At 64.1% G+C, this 21492-nt stretch carries 19 protein-coding genes and 1 tRNA gene; 9 read left to right on the plus strand and 11 right to left on the minus strand.

What is annotated here, in order from left to right; genetic code table 11:
- Positions 1–73: 73 nt before the first annotated feature.
- From JNB89_RS06515 to JNB89_RS06530, 4 genes are all read right to left on the minus strand, one after another.
- Positions 74–150 (minus strand) — tRNA-Met (locus JNB89_RS06515).
- Between the two features lie 95 nt (positions 151–245).
- Positions 246–1904, minus strand: a complete 1659-nt coding sequence (locus JNB89_RS06520) for an MFS transporter (protein ID WP_220361696.1) — start codon at positions 1902–1904, stop codon at positions 246–248.
- Between the two features lie 238 nt (positions 1905–2142).
- Entirely contained in the window at positions 2143–3681 is a 1539-nt protein-coding gene (locus JNB89_RS06525; RefSeq protein WP_220361697.1) for a sensor histidine kinase, read from the minus strand.
- Positions 3682–3690: 9 nt separating this feature from the next.
- A complete protein-coding gene (locus tag JNB89_RS06530; protein ID WP_220361698.1) occupies positions 3691–4533 on the minus strand; it encodes a response regulator transcription factor in 843 nt (280 codons plus the stop codon).
- Positions 4534–4769: 236 nt separating this feature from the next.
- On the opposite strand from JNB89_RS06530, the gene recA reads away from it, so the two are divergent.
- From recA to JNB89_RS06570, 8 genes are all read left to right on the plus strand, one after another.
- Positions 4770–5843, plus strand: a complete 1074-nt coding sequence (recA, locus tag JNB89_RS06535; RefSeq protein WP_013340413.1) for a recombinase RecA — start codon at positions 4770–4772, stop codon at positions 5841–5843.
- A gap of 136 nt (positions 5844–5979) precedes the next feature.
- Positions 5980–6918: a recombination regulator RecX gene (recX, locus tag JNB89_RS06540; RefSeq protein ID WP_346656196.1), complete on the plus strand. Its 939-nt coding sequence runs from the start codon at positions 5980–5982 to the stop codon at positions 6916–6918.
- A gap of 235 nt (positions 6919–7153) precedes the next feature.
- On the plus strand, positions 7154–7891 hold the full coding sequence (locus JNB89_RS06545) for a DUF2889 domain-containing protein (protein WP_013340411.1): 738 nt from the start codon (positions 7154–7156) through the stop codon (positions 7889–7891).
- Positions 7888–9057: an ADP-forming succinate--CoA ligase subunit beta gene (sucC, locus tag JNB89_RS06550; protein ID WP_027212505.1), complete on the plus strand. Its 1170-nt coding sequence runs from the start codon at positions 7888–7890 to the stop codon at positions 9055–9057. The genes JNB89_RS06545 and sucC overlap by 4 nt, the downstream gene beginning before the upstream one ends.
- A gap of 164 nt (positions 9058–9221) precedes the next feature.
- Positions 9222–10103 (plus strand): succinate--CoA ligase subunit alpha, encoded by an 882-nt coding sequence (gene sucD, locus JNB89_RS06555; protein ID WP_013090441.1) that lies wholly within the window; start codon positions 9222–9224, stop codon positions 10101–10103.
- A gap of 143 nt (positions 10104–10246) precedes the next feature.
- Positions 10247–10951: a TerC family protein gene (locus tag JNB89_RS06560; protein ID WP_013340409.1), complete on the plus strand. Its 705-nt coding sequence runs from the start codon at positions 10247–10249 to the stop codon at positions 10949–10951.
- A gap of 136 nt (positions 10952–11087) precedes the next feature.
- A complete protein-coding gene (locus tag JNB89_RS06565; protein WP_220361700.1) occupies positions 11088–11720 on the plus strand; it encodes a pilin in 633 nt (210 codons plus the stop codon).
- A 360-nt stretch (positions 11721–12080) separates the two neighbouring features.
- The gene (locus JNB89_RS06570; RefSeq protein ID WP_220361701.1) at positions 12081–13859 is read left to right on the plus strand and encodes a PglL family O-oligosaccharyltransferase; all 1779 of its coding nucleotides are present in this window, start codon (positions 12081–12083) and stop codon (positions 13857–13859) included.
- A gap of 104 nt (positions 13860–13963) precedes the next feature.
- Here JNB89_RS06570 and moaC read toward each other — a convergent pair whose 3' ends face one another.
- Entirely contained in the window at positions 13964–14440 is a 477-nt protein-coding gene (gene moaC / locus JNB89_RS06575; RefSeq protein ID WP_220361702.1) for a cyclic pyranopterin monophosphate synthase MoaC, read from the minus strand.
- A gap of 165 nt (positions 14441–14605) precedes the next feature.
- On the opposite strand from moaC, the gene JNB89_RS06580 reads away from it, so the two are divergent.
- A complete protein-coding gene (locus tag JNB89_RS06580; RefSeq protein WP_220361703.1) occupies positions 14606–16384 on the plus strand; it encodes a M48 family metalloprotease in 1779 nt (592 codons plus the stop codon).
- A 195-nt stretch (positions 16385–16579) separates the two neighbouring features.
- Here the strand turns inward: JNB89_RS06580 and JNB89_RS06585 are convergent, their stop codons facing one another.
- The 6 genes from JNB89_RS06585 to JNB89_RS06610 form a co-directional block, all read right to left on the minus strand.
- On the minus strand, positions 16580–17188 hold the full coding sequence (locus JNB89_RS06585) for a DUF2946 family protein (RefSeq protein ID WP_220361704.1): 609 nt from the start codon (positions 17186–17188) through the stop codon (positions 16580–16582).
- Positions 17181–18329, minus strand: a complete 1149-nt coding sequence (locus JNB89_RS06590; RefSeq protein ID WP_220361705.1) for a YheT family hydrolase — start codon at positions 18327–18329, stop codon at positions 17181–17183. Before JNB89_RS06590 ends, JNB89_RS06585 begins: the two co-directional genes overlap by 8 nt.
- A 51-nt stretch (positions 18330–18380) precedes the next feature.
- Positions 18381–18827: a nuclear transport factor 2 family protein gene (locus JNB89_RS06595; protein WP_013340402.1), complete on the minus strand. Its 447-nt coding sequence runs from the start codon at positions 18825–18827 to the stop codon at positions 18381–18383.
- Between the two features lie 168 nt (positions 18828–18995).
- Positions 18996–20021 carry a lipopolysaccharide heptosyltransferase II gene (gene waaF / locus JNB89_RS06600; protein WP_220361706.1) on the minus strand — a complete coding sequence of 342 codons (1026 nt, stop codon included), beginning with the start codon at positions 20019–20021 and terminating at the stop codon, positions 18996–18998.
- Positions 20022–20216: 195 nt separating this feature from the next.
- Positions 20217–20411 carry a zinc-finger domain-containing protein gene (locus tag JNB89_RS06605; RefSeq protein WP_013340400.1) on the minus strand — a complete coding sequence of 65 codons (195 nt, stop codon included), beginning with the start codon at positions 20409–20411 and terminating at the stop codon, positions 20217–20219.
- 44 nt (positions 20412–20455) lie between these two features.
- Entirely contained in the window at positions 20456–21379 is a 924-nt protein-coding gene (locus JNB89_RS06610) for a branched-chain amino acid transaminase (protein WP_135892995.1), read from the minus strand.
- Positions 21380–21492 lie beyond the last annotated feature (113 nt).

Raw genomic sequence — 21492 nt, forward strand, 5'->3', positions numbered from 1 at the left:
CACGGACGATGCCTGGACAGCTAGAAACAAAAAAGCCGCTGAACCTTGCGGAACAGCGGCTTTTTCTTGAAGCTGGTGGCGAATCAGGGACTCGAACCCCGGACCTGCGGATTATGATTCCGTCGCTCTAACCAACTGAGCTAATTCGCCGAAAGAAGCGAGATTATGAGGATAGCGCCGTGGGCTGTCAACCCCCGGTGCGCAATTTTTTAAGTTGCCGCCTCATGAGCACGCGGGCGCGAGTCTTAATCCTTCGCGTAGATGTCCGAGTCCTTGGTTTCGCGCACGAACAGCATGCCGATCACGAAGGTGATGACCGCGATCACAATCGGATACCACAAGCCCGAGTAGATGTTGCCCTTCGCCGCCACGATCGCGAACGCGGTGGCCGGCAGGAAGCCGCCGAACCAGCCGTTGCCGATGTGATAGGGAAGCGACATCGACGTATAGCGGATGCGCGTGGGGAACATTTCCACCAGCATGGCCGCAATCGGCCCATACACCATCGTCACGTAGATCACGAGGATCGTGAGGATCACCACGCTCATCGGCCAGTTGATCTGCGACGAGTCGGCCTTCGGCGGGTAGCCTGCGGACTTCAGCGTCGTCGCGAGCGTCTTGTCGAAGACCTTGCCCTGGTCCTTCGCGTCGGCCGCCTTGCCGTCATACGTGTTGATGACGGTATCGCCCACCTTGATCTGCGCAAGCGTACCGGCTGGCGCTGCCACGTTCTCGTAGTTCAAGCCGGCCTTCGAAAGCGCGCTCTTGGCGATATCGCATGACGTCGTGAACTTGGACGTGCCGACCGGGTTGAACTGGAACGAGCATTCGTCCGGATTCGCGATCACTACGATCGGCGCCTTGGCCGTGGCGGTTTCCAGCGCGGGGTTCACGTAGTGCGTGAGAGCCTTGAAGAGCGGGAAGTACGTCAGCGCGGCGATCAGCAGGCCGGCCATGATGATCGGCTTGCGGCCGATGCGGTCCGACAGCGAGCCGAAGAACAGGAAGAACGGCGTGCCGATCAGCAGGGCAAGCGCGATCATGATGTTGGCCGTCGCGCCGTCGACCTTCAGCGTCTGCGTGAGGAAGAAGAGGCTGTAGAACTGGCCCGTGTACCACACCACGGCCTGGCCGGCAGTCAGGCCGATCAGCGCCAGAATCACGACCTTCAGGTTCTTCCACTGACCGAACGCCTCGGAAAGCGGCGCCTTGGAGGTCTTGCCTTCTGCCTTGATACGCTCGAACACCGGCGATTCATGCAGTTGCAGACGGATCCACACGGAAATCGCCAGCAGCAGGATGGACGCGACAAACGGGATGCGCCAGCCCCACGCGCCGAACGCCTCTTCGCCCATCGCGGTGCGCACGCCCAGAATCACCAGCAGAGAGAGGAACAGGCCCAGCGTAGCCGTCGTCTGGATCCAGGCGGTGTAGAAGCCGCGGCGTCCGGGCGGCGCATGTTCCGCCACATAGGTCGCCGCGCCGCCGTACTCGCCGCCGAGCGCGAGCCCCTGCAGCATCCGCATGGCAATGAAGATGACCGGTGACGCAATGCCGATTGCCGCATAGCCGGGCAGGAAGCCGACGAGGAACGTCGACAGACCCATGATCACAATCGTCACGAGGAACGTGTACTTGCGGCCGACCAGATCGCCGAGCCGCCCGAACACCACCGCGCCGAACGGCCGGACCGCAAACCCGGCGGCAAAGCTGAGCAGTGTGAAGATGAAGCCCGCAGTGGAATTGACGCCGGAGAAGAAGCTCTTGCTGATGAAGGCCGCCAGAGAACCGGCGAGATAGAAGTCGTACCACTCGAAAACCGTACCTAGCGACGATGCGAAGATCACCCGCTTCTCATCGCGCGTCATGGGCACGGGCGAAATGTGTCCGCCAACGGTAGCCATATGTCGTCTCCAATATTGATATGCACGCGGTGCGCCGGGCCGCGGCGTTCCGTGCAACCGATTATTGGAGTCAAAACTTACGGCGTACTGACGTGAACGGGCGCAATGGAGAGGTCTGCGATAACGGCTGCGGGTTCACAAACATCTGTCAACCTGCACTCTACTGCGTCAGTTATTGCAATAACTGTTGTCAATCCGCTGAAACAGGTCGTTGAAGGCTTATGCGAATCGGTTCGCGTTAGGGTAAGTCCTGCCCCCGCTCGAGCGCGTGCAAACTGACACGCACGAGGGTGCCCGCGAGCCGCGGGGAGGTTTGATAGACGTTGTCCTCGATGGTCAGGTCGCCGCCGTGCATCGTGGCGATCTCGCGCACGATTGCAAGCCCCAGGCCGCTGCCGTCGCCTTCGCGGCCGAGAATCCGGTAAAAGCGCTCGACGACGCGGGAGCGCTCGGCCGCGGGAATGCCGAGCCCGGTGTCCTCCACTTCGAGATGCACGAGCCGCGCGGCCGCGTCGTGCCTCACCCGCACGGTAATGCGGCCGCCCGCCGGCGTGTAGCGAATCGCGTTGTCGATCAGGTTCGAGAGCATTTCACGCAGCATGACCGGATTGCCGTCCACTTCGACGGGCTCCTCGGGCGCTTCGTAGCCGAGGTCCATTTGCTTGGCGAGCGCGGCCTGCACCCAGTCGCGCACGGCATTGCGGGCCACCTCCGTCACTTCCACCCGGGTGAAGATCTGGCCGGACATGCGGTTTTCGGCGCGCGCGAGCGCGAGCAACTGCGTGACGAGCCGGGCCGCGTGCTCCGAACTGGTCGCGATCTGTTCTAGCGAACGGTGCACCTCCGCCGACGCGTCCTGCCGCAGCGCCAGCTCGGCCTGGGTGCGCAGGCCGGCGAGCGGCGTTTTCATCTGATGCGCGGCGTCGGCGATAAAGCGCTTTTGCAGCTCCATGTTCTGTTCGAGGCGCGTCAGCAGGTCGTTGAACGAGGTGACGAGCGGCTCGATTTCCGGCGGCGCGCGACGTGCCTCCAGCGGCGAGAGGTCGTCAGGGCGCCGGGCGCGAATGTGCGCCTGCAAAGCGTGCAGCGGCGCGAGGCCGCGCGAGAGGCCAAACCACACCAGCAGGATGGCAAGCGGCAGGATCACGAACTGCGGCAGGATCACGCCCTTGATGATGTCGTTGGCGAGCTGGCTGCGCTTGTCGAGCGTCTCGGCCACCTGCACGAGCACCGGCTCCGCGCCGGGCGTCTGCGGGAACTCGACTGTCGTATAGGCCACGCGGATGTCGTTGCCGCGCAGCATGTCGTCGCGGAAAGCCACGAGGCCCGGTTGCGGCCGGTCGTCTTCGTGCGGCAGCGGCATGTCCCGCTCGCCCGCCACCAGCTCGCCGCGCGTGCCGAGCACCTGGTAGAACACGCTGTCAACATTGTCGGTGCGCAGAAAGTCGCGGGTGGAATCGGGCAGCGTCAGCTCCGCGACGCCGTTGACCGGGTGGATCTGACGCGCGAGCACATAGGCGTCTGTTTCCAGCGCGCGGTCAAACGGCCCGTTGGCAATGGACTTCGCGACCAGATAGGTGACTGCCAGGCTCATCGGCCAGAGCAGCAGCAGCGGCGCCAGCATCCAGTCGAGAATTTCGCCGAACAGCGAACGCGGACGCGCCTCGGCGACAGCTTCGGATTCGTCGGGCGGGGCGAACGGATTGGCGTAGCGCTCGTCGCGCGCCTCGTCGAGGTCCGCCGCGCGAGCCGCCGCGCGATCTGCGCGTGCGGACATGGGCGTGCCCTATTTGTAGTGATGGCTCGCCGGCATGGCGCCCGACGGCGTCTGCGTTGGCGAGGAGGGCGAAGGCGCCGGCTCCGGGCCGTTGGGCGACGGCGCGACGGCGGGGCTGGCGTCGGCGTTTGCGGTGCCGCTTACAGTGGGGTTCACAGTGCCGCCTGCAGCGGGGTTTGCGGACACGACCGCCTTTTCGAGGCAGTAACCGAGTCCACGCACGGTAATGATGCGTACGCCGCTCGGCTCGATCTTCTTACGCAGCCGGTGCACGTACACCTCGATTGCGTTGTTGCTGACTTCCTCGCCCCATTCGCACAGATGGTCGACCAGTTGTTCCTTCGACACCAGCCGGCCGATCCGCTGCAGCAGCACTTCGAGCAGGCCCAGCTCGCGCGCCGACAGGTCGATCACCTGATCGTTGATATAAGCGATCCGGCCCACCTGATCGAACGACAGCGAGCCATGCCGCACGACGGTCGGGCCGCCGCCCGCGCCGCGGCGCGTAAGCGCGCGCACGCGGGCTTCCAGTTCGTTGAGCGCGAACGGCTTGGCCATGTAGTCGTCGGCGCCCAGATCGAGGCCCTTGACGCGCTCGTCGACGCTGTCCGCCGCGGTGAGAATCAGCACCGGCAGGTTCGAATTGCGGGCGCGCAGGCGGCGCAGCACCTCGAGCCCGGACATGCGCGGCAGGCCGAGATCGAGGATCAGCAGATCGAAACTTTGCATGGACAGCGCGGTGTCGGCCTCCACGCCGTTCTTCACGTGGTCGACGGCATAGGCCGATTGGCGGAGTGATCGAACCAGACCGTCCGCGAGTATGCTGTCGTCTTCGGCAATCAGAATTCGCATGATGCGCCAGCTCAGGGCGTTGGCCGGCACCTTGGGTGTCCCCGCGGCGCACAGCGGTCTCCGAAAATTATTGTGGGTGGTCTGGGCAGCGCGAGAGTAAAAATGCGCGTTCGCATGAGAATCGCACTTGCCAAAACTACTGTTTTTTTATACAGTGTCTGGGTTTCGTGTGCTGTCCTTTCAAAGTGGACCACACATCTGCCTCAGACGCCGTTCATCATAGCAAAGGACGATTCATGGAAGAAAGCAAGAAAGGCTCGGCTGGACTGACTGCTGAAAAGAGCAAGGCACTCGCTGCCGCCCTCGCGCAGATCGAAAAGCAGTTCGGCAAAGGGTCGGTCATGCGGCTCGGCGCAGGGGAGGTAGTCGAAGACATCCAGGTCGTTTCCACCGGATCGCTCGGCCTCGATATTGCGCTTGGCGTCGGCGGTTTGCCGCGCGGCCGCGTGGTCGAAATCTACGGTCCGGAGTCGTCGGGTAAGACCACGCTGACACTCCAGGTCATCGCCGAAATGCAAAAGCTCGGCGGCACGGCGGCGTTTATCGACGCGGAACACGCGCTGGACATTCAATATGCGGGCAAGCTCGGCGTGAACGTGAGCGACCTGCTGGTTTCGCAGCCGGACACGGGCGAGCAGGCACTGGAAATTGCCGACGCGCTGGTGCGCTCGGGCTCCATCGACATGATCGTGATCGACTCGGTCGCGGCACTCGTGCCGAAGGCTGAAATTGAAGGTGAAATGGGCGACTCGCTGCCGGGTCTGCAAGCGCGTCTTATGTCGCAGGCGCTGCGCAAGCTGACGGGCACCATCAAGCGTACCAATTGCCTCGTGATCTTCATCAACCAGATCCGCATGAAGATCGGCGTGATGTTCGGCAATCCGGAAACCACCACCGGCGGCAACGCGCTGAAGTTCTATGCGTCGGTGCGCCTGGATATTCGCCGTATCGGCTCGATCAAGAAGAACGACGAAGTGATCGGCAACGAAACGCGCGTCAAGGTGGTGAAGAACAAGGTTTCGCCGCCGTTCCGCGAGGCGATTTTCGACATTCTGTACGGCGAGGGCATCTCGCGTCAGGGCGAAATCATCGACCTGGGTGTACAAGCCAAGATCGTCGACAAGGCCGGCGCCTGGTACAGCTACAACGGCGAGCGTATTGGCCAGGGTAAGGACAATGCGCGCGAATTCCTGCGCGAGAATCCGGACATCGCTCGTGAGATCGAAAACCGCATCCGCGAATCGCTGGGCGTGAACGCCATGGCCGAGGCAGTGACCGGCGCAGGCGCGGAAGTCGCGGACGAAGAGTAATCACCCCGTGATACGCAAGGGCCGGCCTTTGTCCGATACCGGACGCAACACGGGCGGCCCGCGTGATGACGGCGATTCGGCGAAGCCGCTGGAGCCGGCGGCGGATCGGTCGGCGCATCGGTCGGCGTCAGCGCATGTGGCGGCCTCGTCGTCGGCCTCGTCATATTCGTCGTGTTCCTCACAGTCGTCGCATTCCTCCGATCCGACCGGCCCCTCGGATCCCTTTGATCCCCTCGATCCTCTCGATCCTCTCGATCCTCTCGATCCCTTCGAGTCGTTCGACGCACATGATCGCGCCGCAGGTCGTGCTCCGCGGCACGCTCAATTTCCTGAAACGCAGTCTGCGGAATCGGCGGAGCCTGTCTATACGCGCTCACGCAGTTCATCGAGTGCACGGGGTTCGTCCAGCGCCCGCGGTGCATCTCGCTCGTCCGGCTTTCGCAATGCCCCGGGCTCTCGCCGTGCCCCCGGCAACGCTTACACCGCCGGCAACGCTTACGCCCCCAACACCCCTCGGGCCCCCGGCGAACCCACCGAGTTCGATGGCACCAGCGTGCCTCGTGGCACGAGTCAGCCTGGCGCCTCTGAGCCGGACCCGGCCCAGTCGAAAAAATCCGCGCGCCCCGCACGTTCCCTCAAAGGGCGTGCGCTCGGCTATCTGTCCCGTCGCGAGTACAGCCGCAGCGAACTGGCACGCAAGCTGAAACCCTTCGTCGAAGAAGGCGATTCGCTCGACACGCTGCTCGACACGTTGGAGGCAGAGAACTGGCTGTCCGATTCGCGGTTTGCCGAAAGCCTCATCCATCGCCGCTCGTCGCGGCTTGGCGCAAGCCGCATTGTCGGCGAATTGAAGCAGCATGCGGTGGATCAGGCGCTGGTCGAGGAGGCAAGCGCTCAGTTACGCGAAACTGAACTGGCGCGCGCTCAGGCTGTGTGGCGCAAGAAATTCGGTCAGCTTCCGCAAACCCCGGCCGAGCGTGCGAAGCAGGCACGCTTTCTCGCGTCGCGCGGTTTCTCGGGCGCGACAATCGGCAAGATTCTCAAGGGTATCGACGAAGAATGGAGCGGCGAATAGCGCGGCAATAGTGCGGCAATAGCGTGCCACTAGCGTGCCAATAGCGGCGCGCGAGCGGCGCAACAGTAGCCACGCGCGTCGCCCGCAGCGGCGAGCCAGGCACCCCTGCACCGGCCATCCCGGCCATAACCCCGCCAATAACCGGCCGAAGGCCGTCCCCGCCGCATTCCGGGCTGTCTCGAATACCCAGTATGCTAAAATTCACGCGTTTTCCAATTCGGCCTTTCCTTTCCGCATGCCGCTTTCCCCGCCAGTGTCCCGTCAATTGCGCCATCGCCGCGCAATCCGAGCGGAAGCTTATGAGCGAGAAGATGGCCTGTGGGATGTGGAAGCGTGCCTGACCGACGAAAAGCCACGCGACGTGGTCCTTGCGTCGGGCGTCCGGCCCAATGGTCAACCGATCCATGAACTCTGGCTTCGCATCACCATCGATCGCAAGCTCAATGTCGTCGACGCCGAGGCGTCGTCCGACTGGGTGCCCTATCCTGGGCTCTGCCAAGCCAGCAATCCCGCCTACCGTGCCCTCATCGGGCTCAATCTGTTCCACAACTTCCGTCGCGATGCTGCCCGTTTGCTGGCCGGCACGGCCGGCTGCACGCATCTCACGGAGTTGTGCGCGATCCTGCCGACCGCCGCTATCCAGGCGTTCGCCGGCGACGTATGGAACACCGGTGACGACACGCAAGGCGGCAGTGCAAGTTCGGAAAATGGGTCGGCCGACGGGAACGCCGAACGTTTAAACGATAAACCGCCATTCCAGTTGGGACGCTGCCAGGCGCTGCGTTTCGACGGGGAGGCAGTGCAGAAGTTTTACCCGCGCTGGTATGGCCATGCGCCACGCCCAGCTGACCGCCCGGCATCGCCAGACAACGGGGCGGCCCGCCACGAAGGCAGGGGCAATGCGCCCGGCATGTTGGACGGTAGCGGAAACGAAGTTCAATCCAACTCTCAGACTGAAGGGAATCACGCATGAAGATTCACGAGTACCAGGGTAAGGAAATCCTGCGGAAATTCGGCGTCGCGGTACCGCGCGGCAAGCCGGTCTTCTCGGTGGATGATGCGGTCAAGGCCGCGGAAGAGCTCGGCGGCCCGGTTTGGGTCGTGAAGGCTCAGATCCACGCGGGTGGCCGTGGCAAGGGTGGCGGCGTGAAGGTTGCCAAGTCGCTGGACCAGGTTCGCGAGTACGCGAACCAGATCCTCGGCATGCAGCTCGTCACGCACCAGACCGGTCCGGAGGGCCAGAAGGTGAACCGTCTGCTGATCGAAGAAGGCGCTGACATCAAGAAGGAACTGTATGTCGGCCTCGTGATCGATCGCGTTTCGCAGAAGATCGTCGTGATGGCCTCGAGCGAAGGCGGCATGGACGTCGAAGAAGTCGCGGAAAAGACGCCCGAGCTGATCCACAAGGTTGCCGTCGACCCGTCGACCGGCCTGAAGGACGCTGAAGCAGACGACCTCGCGAAGAAGATCGGCGTGCCCGACGCTTCGATTCCGCAAGCGCGCGCCATCCTGCAAGGCCTCTATAAGGCGTTCTGGGAAACGGACGCGTCGCTCGCCGAAATCAACCCGCTGATCCTGACCGGCGACGGCAAGGTCATCGCGCTCGACGCCAAGTTCAACTTCGACTCGAACGCGCTGTTCCGTCATCCGGAAATCGTCGCGTATCGCGATCTGGACGAAGAAGATCCGGCTGAAGTGGAAGCGTCGAAATTCGACCTCGCGTACATCTCGCTCGACGGCAACATCGGCTGTCTGGTGAACGGCGCGGGCCTCGCAATGGCGACGATGGACACCATCAAGCTGTTCGGCGGCGAACCGGCGAACTTCCTCGACGTGGGCGGCGGCGCCACGACGGAGAAGGTCACGGAAGCCTTCAAGATCATGCTGAAGAACCCGAACCTGACCGCAATTCTGGTCAACATCTTCGGCGGCATCATGCGTTGCGACGTGATCGCGGAAGGTGTGATCGCTGCGTCCAAGGCCGTGTCGCTGAAGGTGCCGCTCGTGGTCCGCATGAAGGGCACCAACGAAGACCTGGGCAAGAAGATGCTCGCTGAATCCGGCCTGCCGATCATTTCGGCCGACAGCATGGAAGAAGCGGCTCAGAAGGTCGTCGCGGCTGCTGCGGGTAAGGCGTAAAGCCAGACTGCGGGCGCGCCCACCAGGCGCGTTCAACAGGCGCACTTACGAGGATTAACCAGGATTACGAATGGCGCCGCGCGTGTGATGCATGAGCGGCGCGGGCGAAGAACATTTCGCCGCGTCGCGCCACCGGGCGGCGCCAAACGAACAGAGGTCAATACATGTCGATTCTGATTAACAAAGACACCAAGGTCATCACGCAGGGCATCACCGGCAAGACCGGTCAGTTCCACACGCGTGCTTGCCGTGAATACGCAAACGGCCGCGAAGCCTACGTGGCAGGCGTGAACCCGAAGCGTGCCGGCGAAGACTTCGAAGGCATTCCCATCTACGCGAGCGTCGCGGAAGCCAAGGCTGAAACGGGCGCAACCGTGTCGGTGATCTACGTTCCGCCGGCAGGCGCTGCTGCTGCGATCTGGGAAGCGGTCGAAGCCGATCTGGATCTCGCGATCTGTATCACGGAAGGTATTCCCGTGCGTGACATGATCGAGATCAAGGACCGTATGCGTCGCGAAAATCGCAAGACGCTGCTGCTCGGACCGAACTGCCCGGGCACGATCACGCCGGACGAACTGAAGATCGGCATCATGCCGGGTCACATTCACCGCAAGGGCCGCATCGGCGTCGTGTCGCGTTCGGGCACGCTGACGTACGAAGCAGTCGGCCAGTTGACGGCGATCGGCCTCGGCCAGTCGTCGGCAGTCGGTATCGGCGGCGACCCGATCAACGGTCTGAAGCACATCGACGTGATGAAGATGTTCAACGACGATCCGGATACGGACGCCGTCATCATGATCGGCGAGATCGGCGGTCCGGACGAAGCGAATGCGGCGCACTGGATCAAGGACAACATGAAGAAGCCGGTGGTCGGCTTCATCGCGGGCGTGACGGCGCCTCCGGGCAAGCGCATGGGCCACGCCGGCGCGCTGATCTCGGGCGGCGCGGACACGGCTGAAGCCAAGCTGGAAATCATGGACGCCTGCGGCATCAAGGTCACGAAGAACCCGTCGGAAATGGCGCGTCTTCTGAAGGCGATGTTGTAAATCGAAACAGGCGCCCAGTTGCGGCGCCTTTTTTGATACGCTTACGAGATCCTTTCGTTGGCGTGCGGCTGAAAGCGGGGGAGTGAAACACTCCTCCGCTTTTTTATTGGCCGCGCCTTCTGTTTCTTCTTATTCTTTCGCTCATGCTCGAGTTCCTCGCCACGCTCCACTGGGGCGCAGTCTTCCAGATTATCGTCATCGACATCCTGCTCGGTGGCGACAATGCCGTCGTGATTGCGCTCGCCTGCCGCAACCTGCCGCCTGCGCAGCGCACCAAGGGCGTGCTGTGGGGCACGGCGGGCGCGATTTTGTTGCGCGTCATCCTGATTGCGTTCGCCGTCGCGTTGCTCGACGTGCCTTTGCTGAAATTCGCGGGCGGACTGCTGCTGCTGTGGATCGGCGTTCGCCTGATGGCGCCGGCGCACGACGCGCATGAGAACGTAAAGCCTGCCGACAAGCTGGTCTCGGCGATCAAAACGATCATCGTCGCGGATGCCGTCATGAGTCTCGACAACGTGATCGCCATCGCAGGCGCGGCCGAGGCCGCCGACCCGGAACATCGCCTCGCGCTGGTGATCTTCGGTCTGGTGGTGAGCATTCCGCTGATCGTGTGGGGCAGCCAGCTTGTACTGAAGCTGCTGGACCGTTTTCCGATCGTCATCACGTTGGGCGCAGCACTGCTTGGCTGGATTGCGGGCGGGCTGATCGTCAACGATCCTGCCGGCGACCGCTGGCCGGTCCTCGACACGCCGCTCGCCGAATATGGAATGAGCGTGGCAGGCGCGCTTTTCGTCGTGATTCTTGGCTATGTGATCAAGCGCCGCAACGCGAGGTCCGCGGCGGCCTGAAGCGGGGCAGAGCATGAGTTTTGAGCCCTCGACGTTAGCCATCTGGCTGACTGTCTGATACGAGCGTGGCTCGCTACGATGCAAGCGCCTGTTCCCGATTCGCGGAGCAGGCGCTTTTCGTTTCAGGAGCCTGCTGATGATCGTTACCTTGCCTTATTCCCCTCATTCGCAAGCCGCGCGGGCGCACTTGCGGTTTGCGCGAGCGCGCTGGTCCGCGAGATTTGCGCGAGCCTGTCGCCGCGTCGGCTCACGCCTCGGTTTCGGGTTCACGCTTATCGAGCTGATGATCGTGCTGGCGATTGTCGGCGTGATTGCCGCCTATGCGATTCCCGCGTACCAGGACTATCTTGCGCGCAGCCGCGTGGGCGAGGGCCTGTCGCTCGCGGCCTCGGCCCGGCTCGCCGTTTCCGAAAATGCGGCGAGCGGCAACGCGTTCGGTGGCGGCTACGCTTCGCCGCCGGCCACGCGCAACGTCGAATCCGTTCGTATCGACGACGACAGCGGCCAGATCACTGTCGCCTTTACGACGCGTGTTGCACCGGCCGGTTCCAATACGATCACGCTCGTGCCGTCGGTGCCCGACAATATCGATGCGCCCACGGCGCGCGTCGCATTGACGAAGGGCTCGGTTCAGGCGGGCGCGCTCGCGTGGGAATGCTTCGCTGGCGGCAAGACCGCGTCGTCGTTGCCTGCGCCAGGCGCAGGGCCGACTCCCGCGCAGGCGCCCACATTGCCCTCGAACCTGGCGCCGCCGGAATGTCGCGCGTGATGTAGCTGATGGAACTGCCGCTGCGTGACAGGCGTGACCAGCGCGATCCTGCGTGACGTGCGTCGTCTGAGGCACACGCGGCACGCGCGGCACGCGCCACACGCGCCACACGCGCCACACGAGGCACACGAGGCACACGAGGCACACGAGGCACACGAGGCACACGAGGCACACGAGGCACACGAGGCACACGAGGCACACGAGGCACACGCGCCACACGCGCCACACATGCAACACGCGCCAAAAGCTAACGATCCAAGCGTAAATCGCTGATTTTCGGGATATTTCGGGCCAGCCGGCGCACAGAACAGGGAATTTTTTGTATAGTGCGCCGGTTGCTGACGCCCACCCGCTTACTCGATGCCCACACCTTTCGCGCGCTACCTTTCTCTCGTTCTGTTGGCTCTCGCGTTGGTGCTGCCTTATGCAGTCGTCAACCACACGTATCCGATTCCGACGTTCTACGCCGAATTCACCGCTCTCGCGCTGTACCTGCTGATGGGCGCAGGCGTGGTCCTGCTGATTGCGGGCTCCCAGCCTCGCGTGGCTTTTGCTTCGCCTGTGGTGGCGCTCGTGCCGTTGCTGTTCGGCCTGCTGCTGGTCGCGCAATCCGTCTTGCTGCCGGTCTCGCAGCCGTCGATGAACTGGCTCGGCGGCGGTTTCCTGCTGGCCGCCTTCATGGCTACTCACGCGGGCTATGGCTTCGCTCGCGCAAAACTCGGTGACAGCGCGTTGCGCTGGGCGGCTTGCGCTCTGGTCGTCGGCGGATTGTTTGCTGTGTTCTGCCAGGTCATTCAGCTCTTTCACCTCGAGGCGCGCGTGTCGCCGCTCGTCGTCGCGTATAACGTGACGGTGGAGCGTCGGCCATTCGGCAACATGGCGCAGGCGAATCACCTCGCCACCTATATCGCATTCGCGATGGCGGGTGCACTCTACCTCGCGCAGACACGCCGGATCGCCGTCGCAATCTGGGCGCTCGCGTCGACCATTTTCGCGGTGGGGCTCGCGCTGACTGTCTCGCGTGGTCCGTGGCTGCAAATGGGCGTGATCGTCGTGGCCGGTTTCTGGATGGCGTGGGTTCAGACTCGGGCCGAACCGCAGTTACGCCGCAGCCATCGGCAATGGCTTATTCCGCTTGCGCTTGCGGTGCTGTTCTTCGTCGTCAATGCGCTGATTCGTTGGGCCAATGTGCGCTATCACCTCGAGCTCGGGCAGTCCGCGGCGGACCGCTTCAAGGACGCCGGCCAGATCGCGCCGCGGCTCGCACTTTGGAAATACGGCTGGACGATGTTCCGCACGCATCCGCTCCTGGGTGTCGGCTGGGGCGAGTTCCCGAGCTATCAGTACCAGTTCGCGAAGACGCTCGGCGGCGTGGAGATCGCCAACAACTCGCACGACATTTTTATCGACCTGCTCGCGAAGACCGGTCTGATCGGCCTCGCGATCGTCCTGTTCGGCCTCGTTGCCTGGCTCGTGCGCGTGGTGCGTGCGCCGCAAAGCGCGGCCCGCGTCTTCGGCATTGCGCTGATCGGCGTGCTCGTCATGCATGCGCTCGTCGAATATCCGCAGCAGTACATGTTCTTCCTGCTGCCTGCCATGTTCGTGTTCGGGTTGCTCGAGACACGCCCGCTGCGGCTCGTGCCTGCGCGGCTGTCATTCGGCGTGTTTGCTGCGATTGTGTTCGGCGGCATTGCCGCGCTGTATCCGGTGTATCGCGATTACGCGCGCGCGGAGGTGCTCTACTACGGCTCCCGGCCCGCTGAGCAATATCGCGCGGACCCGTCGTTCCTGTTCAGGGCATGGGGTGGGTACGGCATGGCAACGCTTTTGCCGATGAACTCGATGGACCTTCAACACAAGCTGGCAATGCATCGTCAGGCGATGGCCCTGCTGCCGGGAGAGACGGTGCTGCGTCGTTATGCGGTGCTACAGGCATTGAGCGGCGACACGGCCGGCGCCTTCGATACCGTCGAGCGGCTGAAAATCTTCGCCGAGGAACTGAAAGACTGGCCGTCGCAGTTGAGCTATCTGTATCAACTCTGCGATGAACAGAAAACGCTCGCAGGCTTCAAGGCCGAGCTGGTCAAGCGCTACGGCATGCCCTCGGGCGACGTCGAGCAGGAAGACGACGAGGAGTGAATCGCGGTTTCCGTGAAGCCGCGCCGGCACCTGAACGCGTGCAAGCACGGCGCAAGCGCGGTGTGAGCAGGGTGTGAGCGCGAGGTGCGTCGCCGCGGGCGCGCTCACTGCGCCACCCAATCCCCCGACTTCCCGCCATGCTTTTCCATCACCTTTACATCGGTGATGGTCATGCCGCGATCCACCGCCTTGCACATGTCGTACACCGTCAGCAGTCCGACCTGCACGGCGGTGAGCGCTTCCATCTCGACCCCGGTTCTGCCTAGCGTTTCGACCTGCGCGATGCAGTGCACGGCGGGCAATTGGTCGTCCAGCTCGAAGTCCACCTTCACGCGTGTCAGCGCGAGCGGATGACACAGCGGAATCAGATCGGCGGTGCGCTTGGCGCCCTGAATCGCGGCAATTCGCGCGATGCCGATCACGTCGCCCTTTTTGGCGTTGCCGTCGCGAATCAGCGCGAACGTTTCCGGCAGCATGCGGATCGAACCTCGCGCGATGGCAATGCGCCTGGTTTCCTGCTTGCCGCCTACGTCCACCATATGCGCGTTGCCGGCAGTGTCGAAATGAGTGAGGTCAGGCATGGTTGGCTCCTTCAGAGGGCGCCTATCATAGCAGTGCGGCTGCGCGGCGCACCCGCGCATGCCTCACCCGCGCGTTCACTGATTACAATTGCGCCTTGTCCGCTATCTTAGTGCGTTGATCAGAGCCGCGGGCATCGCTATCCGATTCCGTCACACGAACTCGCAATGCGTCCGAAACGGTTTCCTGCTGCGTTGCTGTGTATCGCGCTCGCGGTGCCGCCTGCTGCGTCGGCGCAGGCTCGCGCCGCTTCCGGTGCCGCGCCTGCCGCGCAGTCGGCACAATCCGCGGAGCCGCCGCTCGTCAGCGGGCCGGTGGAGTCGTATGCGGACCCGCTGGTGCCACCCGAGATCGCCCAAGGCGTGTTCGGCGTGTACGGCGGCGCGCAAAGCCGCTTTTCCGGCAACTTCGCGCTGAACCGTGGCGGCAGTAGAGGCAACAGCGGTGAGAACAGCGGTGGCAACAGCGGTGGCAACAGCGGCGGCTGGCGTGCGCCGATTACCGCGCAGCAATTGCCCGACCTCGGCAGCGGCGGCGCCGGGACGCTCACGCCGCAAGCGGAGCGCAAGCTCGGCGAACGCGTGATGCGCGAATTGCGCCGTGACCCGGACTATCTCGACGACTGGCTGGTGCGCGACTATCTGAACTCGGTCGCCGGGAAACTCGCGGCAGCGGCCAATGCGCTCTACATCGGCGGCTACCGCCCCGACTTCGACCTCTTTGCGGTGCGCGACCCGCAGATCAACGCGTTCTCGCTGCCCGGCGGTTTCATCGGCGTCAATACGGGGCTCATCGTCACCACGCAAACCGAATCCGAACTTGCGTCCGTGCTCGGCCACGAGATGGGCCACGTCCTGCAACGCCACATCTCGCGGATGATCACGACCGGCGAGCGCAGCGGCTATGCGGCCCTCGCGGGCATGCTATTCGGCGTGCTCGCTGGCGTGCTCGCACATAGCGGCGACCTGGGCAGTGCGATTGCGATAGGCGGCCAGGCCTATGCGGTGGACAACCAGTTGCGCTTTTCGCGTTCGGCCGAACACGAGGCGGACCGCGTCGGCTTTTTGCTGCTTGCCGGCGCCGGCTACGACCCGTACGCGATGACCACGTTCTTCGGCCGCCTCGACCGGGCGTCGATGAGCGACACCGGCATTCCGGCCTATGCGCGCACGCACCCGCTGACCGGCGAGCGGATCGCTGACATGGAAGACCGCGCGCGGCGCGCGCCTTACCGGCAACCGCATCAGGCGAGCGAATACGGCTTCGTGCGCGCGCGGGCTCGCCTTTTGCAGGACCGCTCGCGCAGCGACTACGCCGACGAAATCTCGCGGCTGCGCTCGGAGATAGAAGACCGCACGGCGCCGAATGTGGCTGCGAACTGGTACGGCATCGCATATGGCCAGATGCTGCTCGAGCGCTACGACGACGCGGCACAGTCGCTTGCTGCGTCGCGTGCCGCGTTTGCGGCCGGTGCGCAGGCGGAAGGCGACGCTGCGCGCAGCTCGCCAAGTCTCGACGTGCTCGCCGCCGACATTGCGCGGCGCGCCGGACGCGACCAGGACGCGCTGCGTCTTGCCGAGTTAGCGCAGACACGCTGGCCGCAATCGAACGCCGCCATCGACATGCACATTCGTACCTTGCTGAGCCTGCGGCGTTTTGCAGAGGCGCAGGCGTTGGCGCAAAAAGAGACGCGGGCGCAACCCGATCAGCCCGCCTGGTGGCTGTACCTCGCGCAGGCGAGCGCCGGTTCGGGCGATGCGCTCACGCGTCATCGCGCGCTCGCTGAAAAGTTCGCGCTGGAAGGCGCGTGGCCTTCGGCGATCCGTCAATTGAAGGACGCGCGCGACATGAAGACGATCGGCTATTACGACCTTGCGACCGTCGACGCGAGGCTGCACGAAATGGAAAACCGCTACAAGGAAGAGCGGCTCGATGAAAAGAGCTAGCCGCGTGCAGTGCGGCAGGGCCGTGGCGGCGGGCGGCGAGGCCAGTTTCTGCGCACGAACGACGATTAACCTGCTGCCGCAACCGCAACCGCAACCGCAACCGCAACCGCAACCGCAACCGCAACCGCAACCGCAACCGCAACCGCAACCGCAACTGTTCTGGCAGATTAGCCGCTTGCCCGCGAGACGCCCGCCTCAGACGTTCGCCGCCGGGCTCTCGACAAAACCGAAGCGCGCCGCGACTCTTTCACGCCGTATGGGCTGAAGCGGCAAGGTCGCGCCGCCGTTCCAGTGAAACTCGCCGCTCGCGGAATCGTCGGCAAGCGTCGTGTGATCGGCGAAGACGTTCAGGTCGTGATCGTGCAACACCGCGATTCGCAGCGGCGCGCCCGGACCCGACGCTTCGGACACTACGGCGGGACGCGAGGCGCCGGCGAACAGAATGTTGCCCTCGTCGTCGGCATACACGGCCGAGGGTTCGAAATGGTTGCCCGCCTGATCCGTCAACGCGAGCGCGCCGCTCGCCTCGACCGACAAACGCACCACCCACGGCGTATAGCCCAGTTCCACATACACGCGCTGCGGTCCGTTCTGAAAGAACCATTGCCCGCGCTCGTCACACTCATAGTTGCGGTTAATGAAGCCGAGCAGCGCCTCGTGGCGGATCGGCACGCCCGGCGAGCCGCTCGCCTGGGCGGCTTCGTCGCGCATGCGCCACTGGCCGCGCCGGTCGAGCATCAGCCAGCCGGTGCAACTGGGAACGTTTGGCCATTTGGCCAAAGCCTGCTTGACGATGTCATCCATGATCGACGTGTTGCTCCAGAAAGCTCAACACTCGCCGCGACAGCCAGTCGATCCGGCCTGGAAACGGTCCGGTCATGAAGCCGGCGTGGCCGCCGTGCCTCGGCTGATCGAGTTCCACCGCCGCCGATACCTGATGCCGTGACGGCAACGCCCTCGCCGGCAGAAAGGGGTCGTTGCGCGCATTCAGCACCAGCGTGGGCACCTGAATGTGCGGCAGCAACGGGCGCGTGGTGGCCACGCTCCAATACTCGTCGGTATTGCGAAAGCCGTGCAGCGGCGCGGTGACGACGTTGTCGAACTCGTACATGGTACGGCTCGCGAGCATTGCGTCGCGGTCGAAGAGGCCGGGGAATTGCACCAGCTTCTGCGCGGCCTTCTGCTTGAGCGTCTTCAGGAAGTTGCGCGTGTAGATCATGCCGAGACCTTGCGACAACGCGTGGCCGCCGGCATGCACGTCGATGGGTGTGGAGATCGCCGCGGCGCCCGCGACCACCGACGCGGCGTCCTCGCGCCGCTCGCCGAGCCAGTGCAACAGCACGTTGCCTCCGAGCGACACGCCCGCCGCGACCAACGGCCCGCGATGCGCGGCGCGCAGGCGCCGCAGGATCCAGTCTACTTCGTTGCTGTCGGCCAGATGATAGAAGCGCGGCAGGCGGTTGAGCTCGCCGCTGCAACTGCGAAAGTGCGGCACGACGCCGTGCCAGCCATAGTCGCGCGCGGCGGCCATCAGCGCGGATGCGTAATGCGAGGCGGAGCTGCCTTCCAGGCCGTGAAAGAGAACGAGCAACGGTGCGTCGGCGGCGGGGAGCGGGTGCGCAGCGTCGCCTGCCATGGCCGAGGCCGGCGAATTGTCATGCCGCACCCAATCGACGTCGATGAAATCTCCGTCTGGCGTATCCCAGCGCTCGCGGCGAAACGACACGGCCGGACGGCGCGCGAACAGCGACGGCACAATGGTCTGCACATGCCTGTTCGGCAACCACAGCGGCGCGCGGTAGAGCAGGTCTTTGGCGGCTGAGAGGCCCGCGTCGATGGTGGCGTCGATGGTCGACTGGATAGCGCTCTCGACGCCGCCTGCGCCCGCGCTTGCGGTCTGCTCGGGTGTCGTCGGGCCACGAGAGTTGCTGCGGGGCGTGCTCATGCCGGTTCGAAAGCGGAGTTCAGCGCGAAAGCGTTGGCGGCACGCCGCGCGTCAGTGGAGCGACCCCTGGCCATGGCGCATCTTGGTGGCGAACTGGCTGGCGGCTTCGTTGGGCATGGGGCTCGCGTGAATGTGCGCGATGCGCCATTCGCCGCGCTCATGCACCATCACGTAAGTGGTGAATACCATGGCGGGCGCGGCTTTGGGGTCAACTGGCCGATGCGCTTCAGCAATTGCGTAGACGACGGTGCCGAGGCTGTCGTAGACGCGAATGTCGAGCGGTTCGATCGAGACCGGCGCCGCTTCGAACTGCACCTGCAAGCCCGCGCGAATGCTGTCGAGGCCATGCAGGTGCGAGCCGTCGGCACAAATGCAGCTCACGAATTCTTCGTCGATCCACAGGCCCATCAGGCTGTCGATATTGACCTCGGCGACGGCCTGGTAATAGGCATTGAGGGTATCGGCGGCGGCTTCGAAGATATGGGCAAAACGTGGCATGGCTCGTCAGTCTCTTGTGCGCGGCGCGCGGTTGCAAGGCAGCGGTGAGCGGGGCTGTCCGGAGCGCCGGACAATTGCACCCGAGCGCCAGAATGCCCGCGCCGCAAGGCGTGAACATGACGCGACGCGCTCAGGGGCGTGCGGTGTTGCGTGCAAGTGTCGGCCGGCTCAGCGTTGCGCGAGCAACATGCCGCGTAAATCGCCGAAAACCTGCTCGGCGCTCAACTGCTTGAGGCAGTTCAGATGACCGAGCGGACACTCGCGCTGAAAACAGGGGCTGCATTCGAGATGGAGCCATTGTACCTTCGCAAGCTCCGACAGGGGCGGCGTGTGGCGCGGATCCGTGGAACCGTAGACGGCCACGAGCGGCCGGCGCAGCGCGGCGGCGACGTGCATGAGCCCCGAATCGTTCGTGACGACCGCATTGGCGCGCGAGATCAGCGCGCACGCTTCGCCAAGCGCAGTCTGTCCGCACAGGTTGCGCACGTTCGGCGCTTTCTCGGCGATGGCCTGCGCAAGCGGCGCGTCTTTCGGTGAACCAAGCGCGACGATCTGCGTGTACGGGAACGACTGGCCGACCATTTGCGCGAGCGCGGCGAAATGCTCCGGCGGCCAGCGCTTGGCCGGACCGTATTCGGCGCCGGGGCAGAACACCAGCAACGGCACGCGCGTGTCGAGGTTAAAACGCGCCGACACGCGCGACGCCTCGTTCAGGTCGGCGTCGAGCCGCGGCATCGGCAGGTCGTCGGGAAGCTTCGCGCCCGGCGCGTAGGCGAGGGCGGCGTAATGGCCCACCATCGGCGGGCGCTCGTCCTTGCGAGGATTCGCGTGGCGCACGTTCAGCAGGCCGTAGCGGCTTTCGCCGGTATAGCCGATGCGCAGGCGAATGCCGGCCATCCACGGAATCAGCGCGGACTTCAGCGAGTTCGGCAGCACGTAGGCTGCGTCGTAACCTACGTCGCGCAAGTCGCTCGCGAGTTGCCAGCGGCGCAGCATCTGCAGCTTGCCGTGCGCGAGGTCGGTGGCGTAGACGTCGCGGATCTCGGGCATGCGTTCGAGCACGGGAGCGACCCAGGAGGGCGCGACCGCGTCGATTGCGATGCGGGGATGCAGTTTCACGAGGCGCGCAAAGAGCGGCTGCGCCATCAATGCGTCACCGATCCAGTTCGGTGCGATAACCAACGCGCGACGCATCAGAGTGATTGTCCGGTGTCGAAACGAAGCGCCTCGCGCGTCATGCGCGGGGTGCCTCGGATAAATAGAAATAAAGGGAAAAGGGGCAACTCGCCGCTACGAACGCCGGCGAAAGCCCCTGACGACGGGCGAGGCAGCAATCGGCGCGACAGCCTGCGCTGCCGGCGAACGGCTCTCGCGTTCAGTGCTCGAGGATCAGTGACCTTTGATCACTTCGCCGTCGCGCAGCTTGTAACGCGTGCTGCAGTAGGGGCAGCGCGCTTCGCCGTGCGAAACGTCGATAAAGACGCGCGGATGCGAACTCCAGCGCGGCATGGCGGGGTTCGGGCAGTACGCCGGGAGGTCCTTTGCCGTCAGTTCGACCAGCGGCATTTCCTTGATATCGCTCATGAGACTTTCTCGTTGTATGCAGGGTGCGTGCGGCGCAATGCGCGTTAAATCCTGGTCAGCCAGTGTGCGTACTTTTCGCTCTTGCCGTTCACGATGTCGAAGAACGCCGACTGCAGCTTTTCCGTGATCGGACCGCGGGTGCCGGAGCCGATTGTGCGGTTGTCCAGCTCGCGGATCGGCGTGACTTCGGCGGCGGTGCCGGTGAAGAACGCTTCGTCGCAGGTATACACCTCGTCGCGCGTGATGCGCTTTTCGATCACGGGGATGCCCATGTCGCGCGCGAGCGTGATGACCGTGTCGCGCGTAATGCCGTCGAGGCACGACGACAGGTCGGGCGTGTACAGCTTGCCATTGTTGACGAGGAAGAAGTTTTCGCCCGAGCCTTCCGACACGTAGCCGTCCACGTCGAGCAGCAGCGCTTCGTCGTAACCGTCGGCAATGGCTTCCTGATTCGCGAGGATCGAGTTCACGTACCAGCCCGACGCCTTCGCGCGGACCATGGACACGTTCACGTGATGCCGCGTGAACGACGAGGTCTTCACGCGAATGCCCTTGGCGATGCCGTCTTCGCCGAGGTAAGCGCCCCACGGCCACGCGGCGATCGCCACATGGATGGTGTTGCCCTTGGCCGAGACGCCGAGCTTTTCGGAGCCGACCCAGATGATCGGCCGCAGATAGCACGACTCGAGCTTGTTCTCGCGGACCACTTCGCGCTGCGCGGCGGCGAGCGTTTCGTGGTCGAACGGCACGTCCATCTGGAAAATCTTGGCCGAGTTCAGAAGGCGCTTGGTGTGCTCCTGCAAGCGGAAAATCGCGGTGCCGCCGTCGGCCGTCCGGTAGGCGCGCACGCCTTCGAAAACGCCCATGCCGTAATGCAGCGTGTGGGTCAGCACATGGATCTTGGCATCGCGCCAGTCGATCAGCTTGCCATCCATCCAGATCTTGCCGTCGCGGTCGGCCATTGACATACGGTTCTCCAGCAGGTGCGTGTTTGGTTGAGACCCCAGGCCCGCGGACGCGCAAGGCGCCGGGCGCGCGGAAAGCCGATAAGGCGGAAATTTCCGAGGGGGTGCAGCGAAGA

The sequence above is a fragment of the Paraburkholderia phenoliruptrix genome, assembly GCF_019511605.1.
Lineage (GTDB): Bacteria > Pseudomonadota > Gammaproteobacteria > Burkholderiales > Burkholderiaceae > Paraburkholderia > Paraburkholderia phenoliruptrix_A.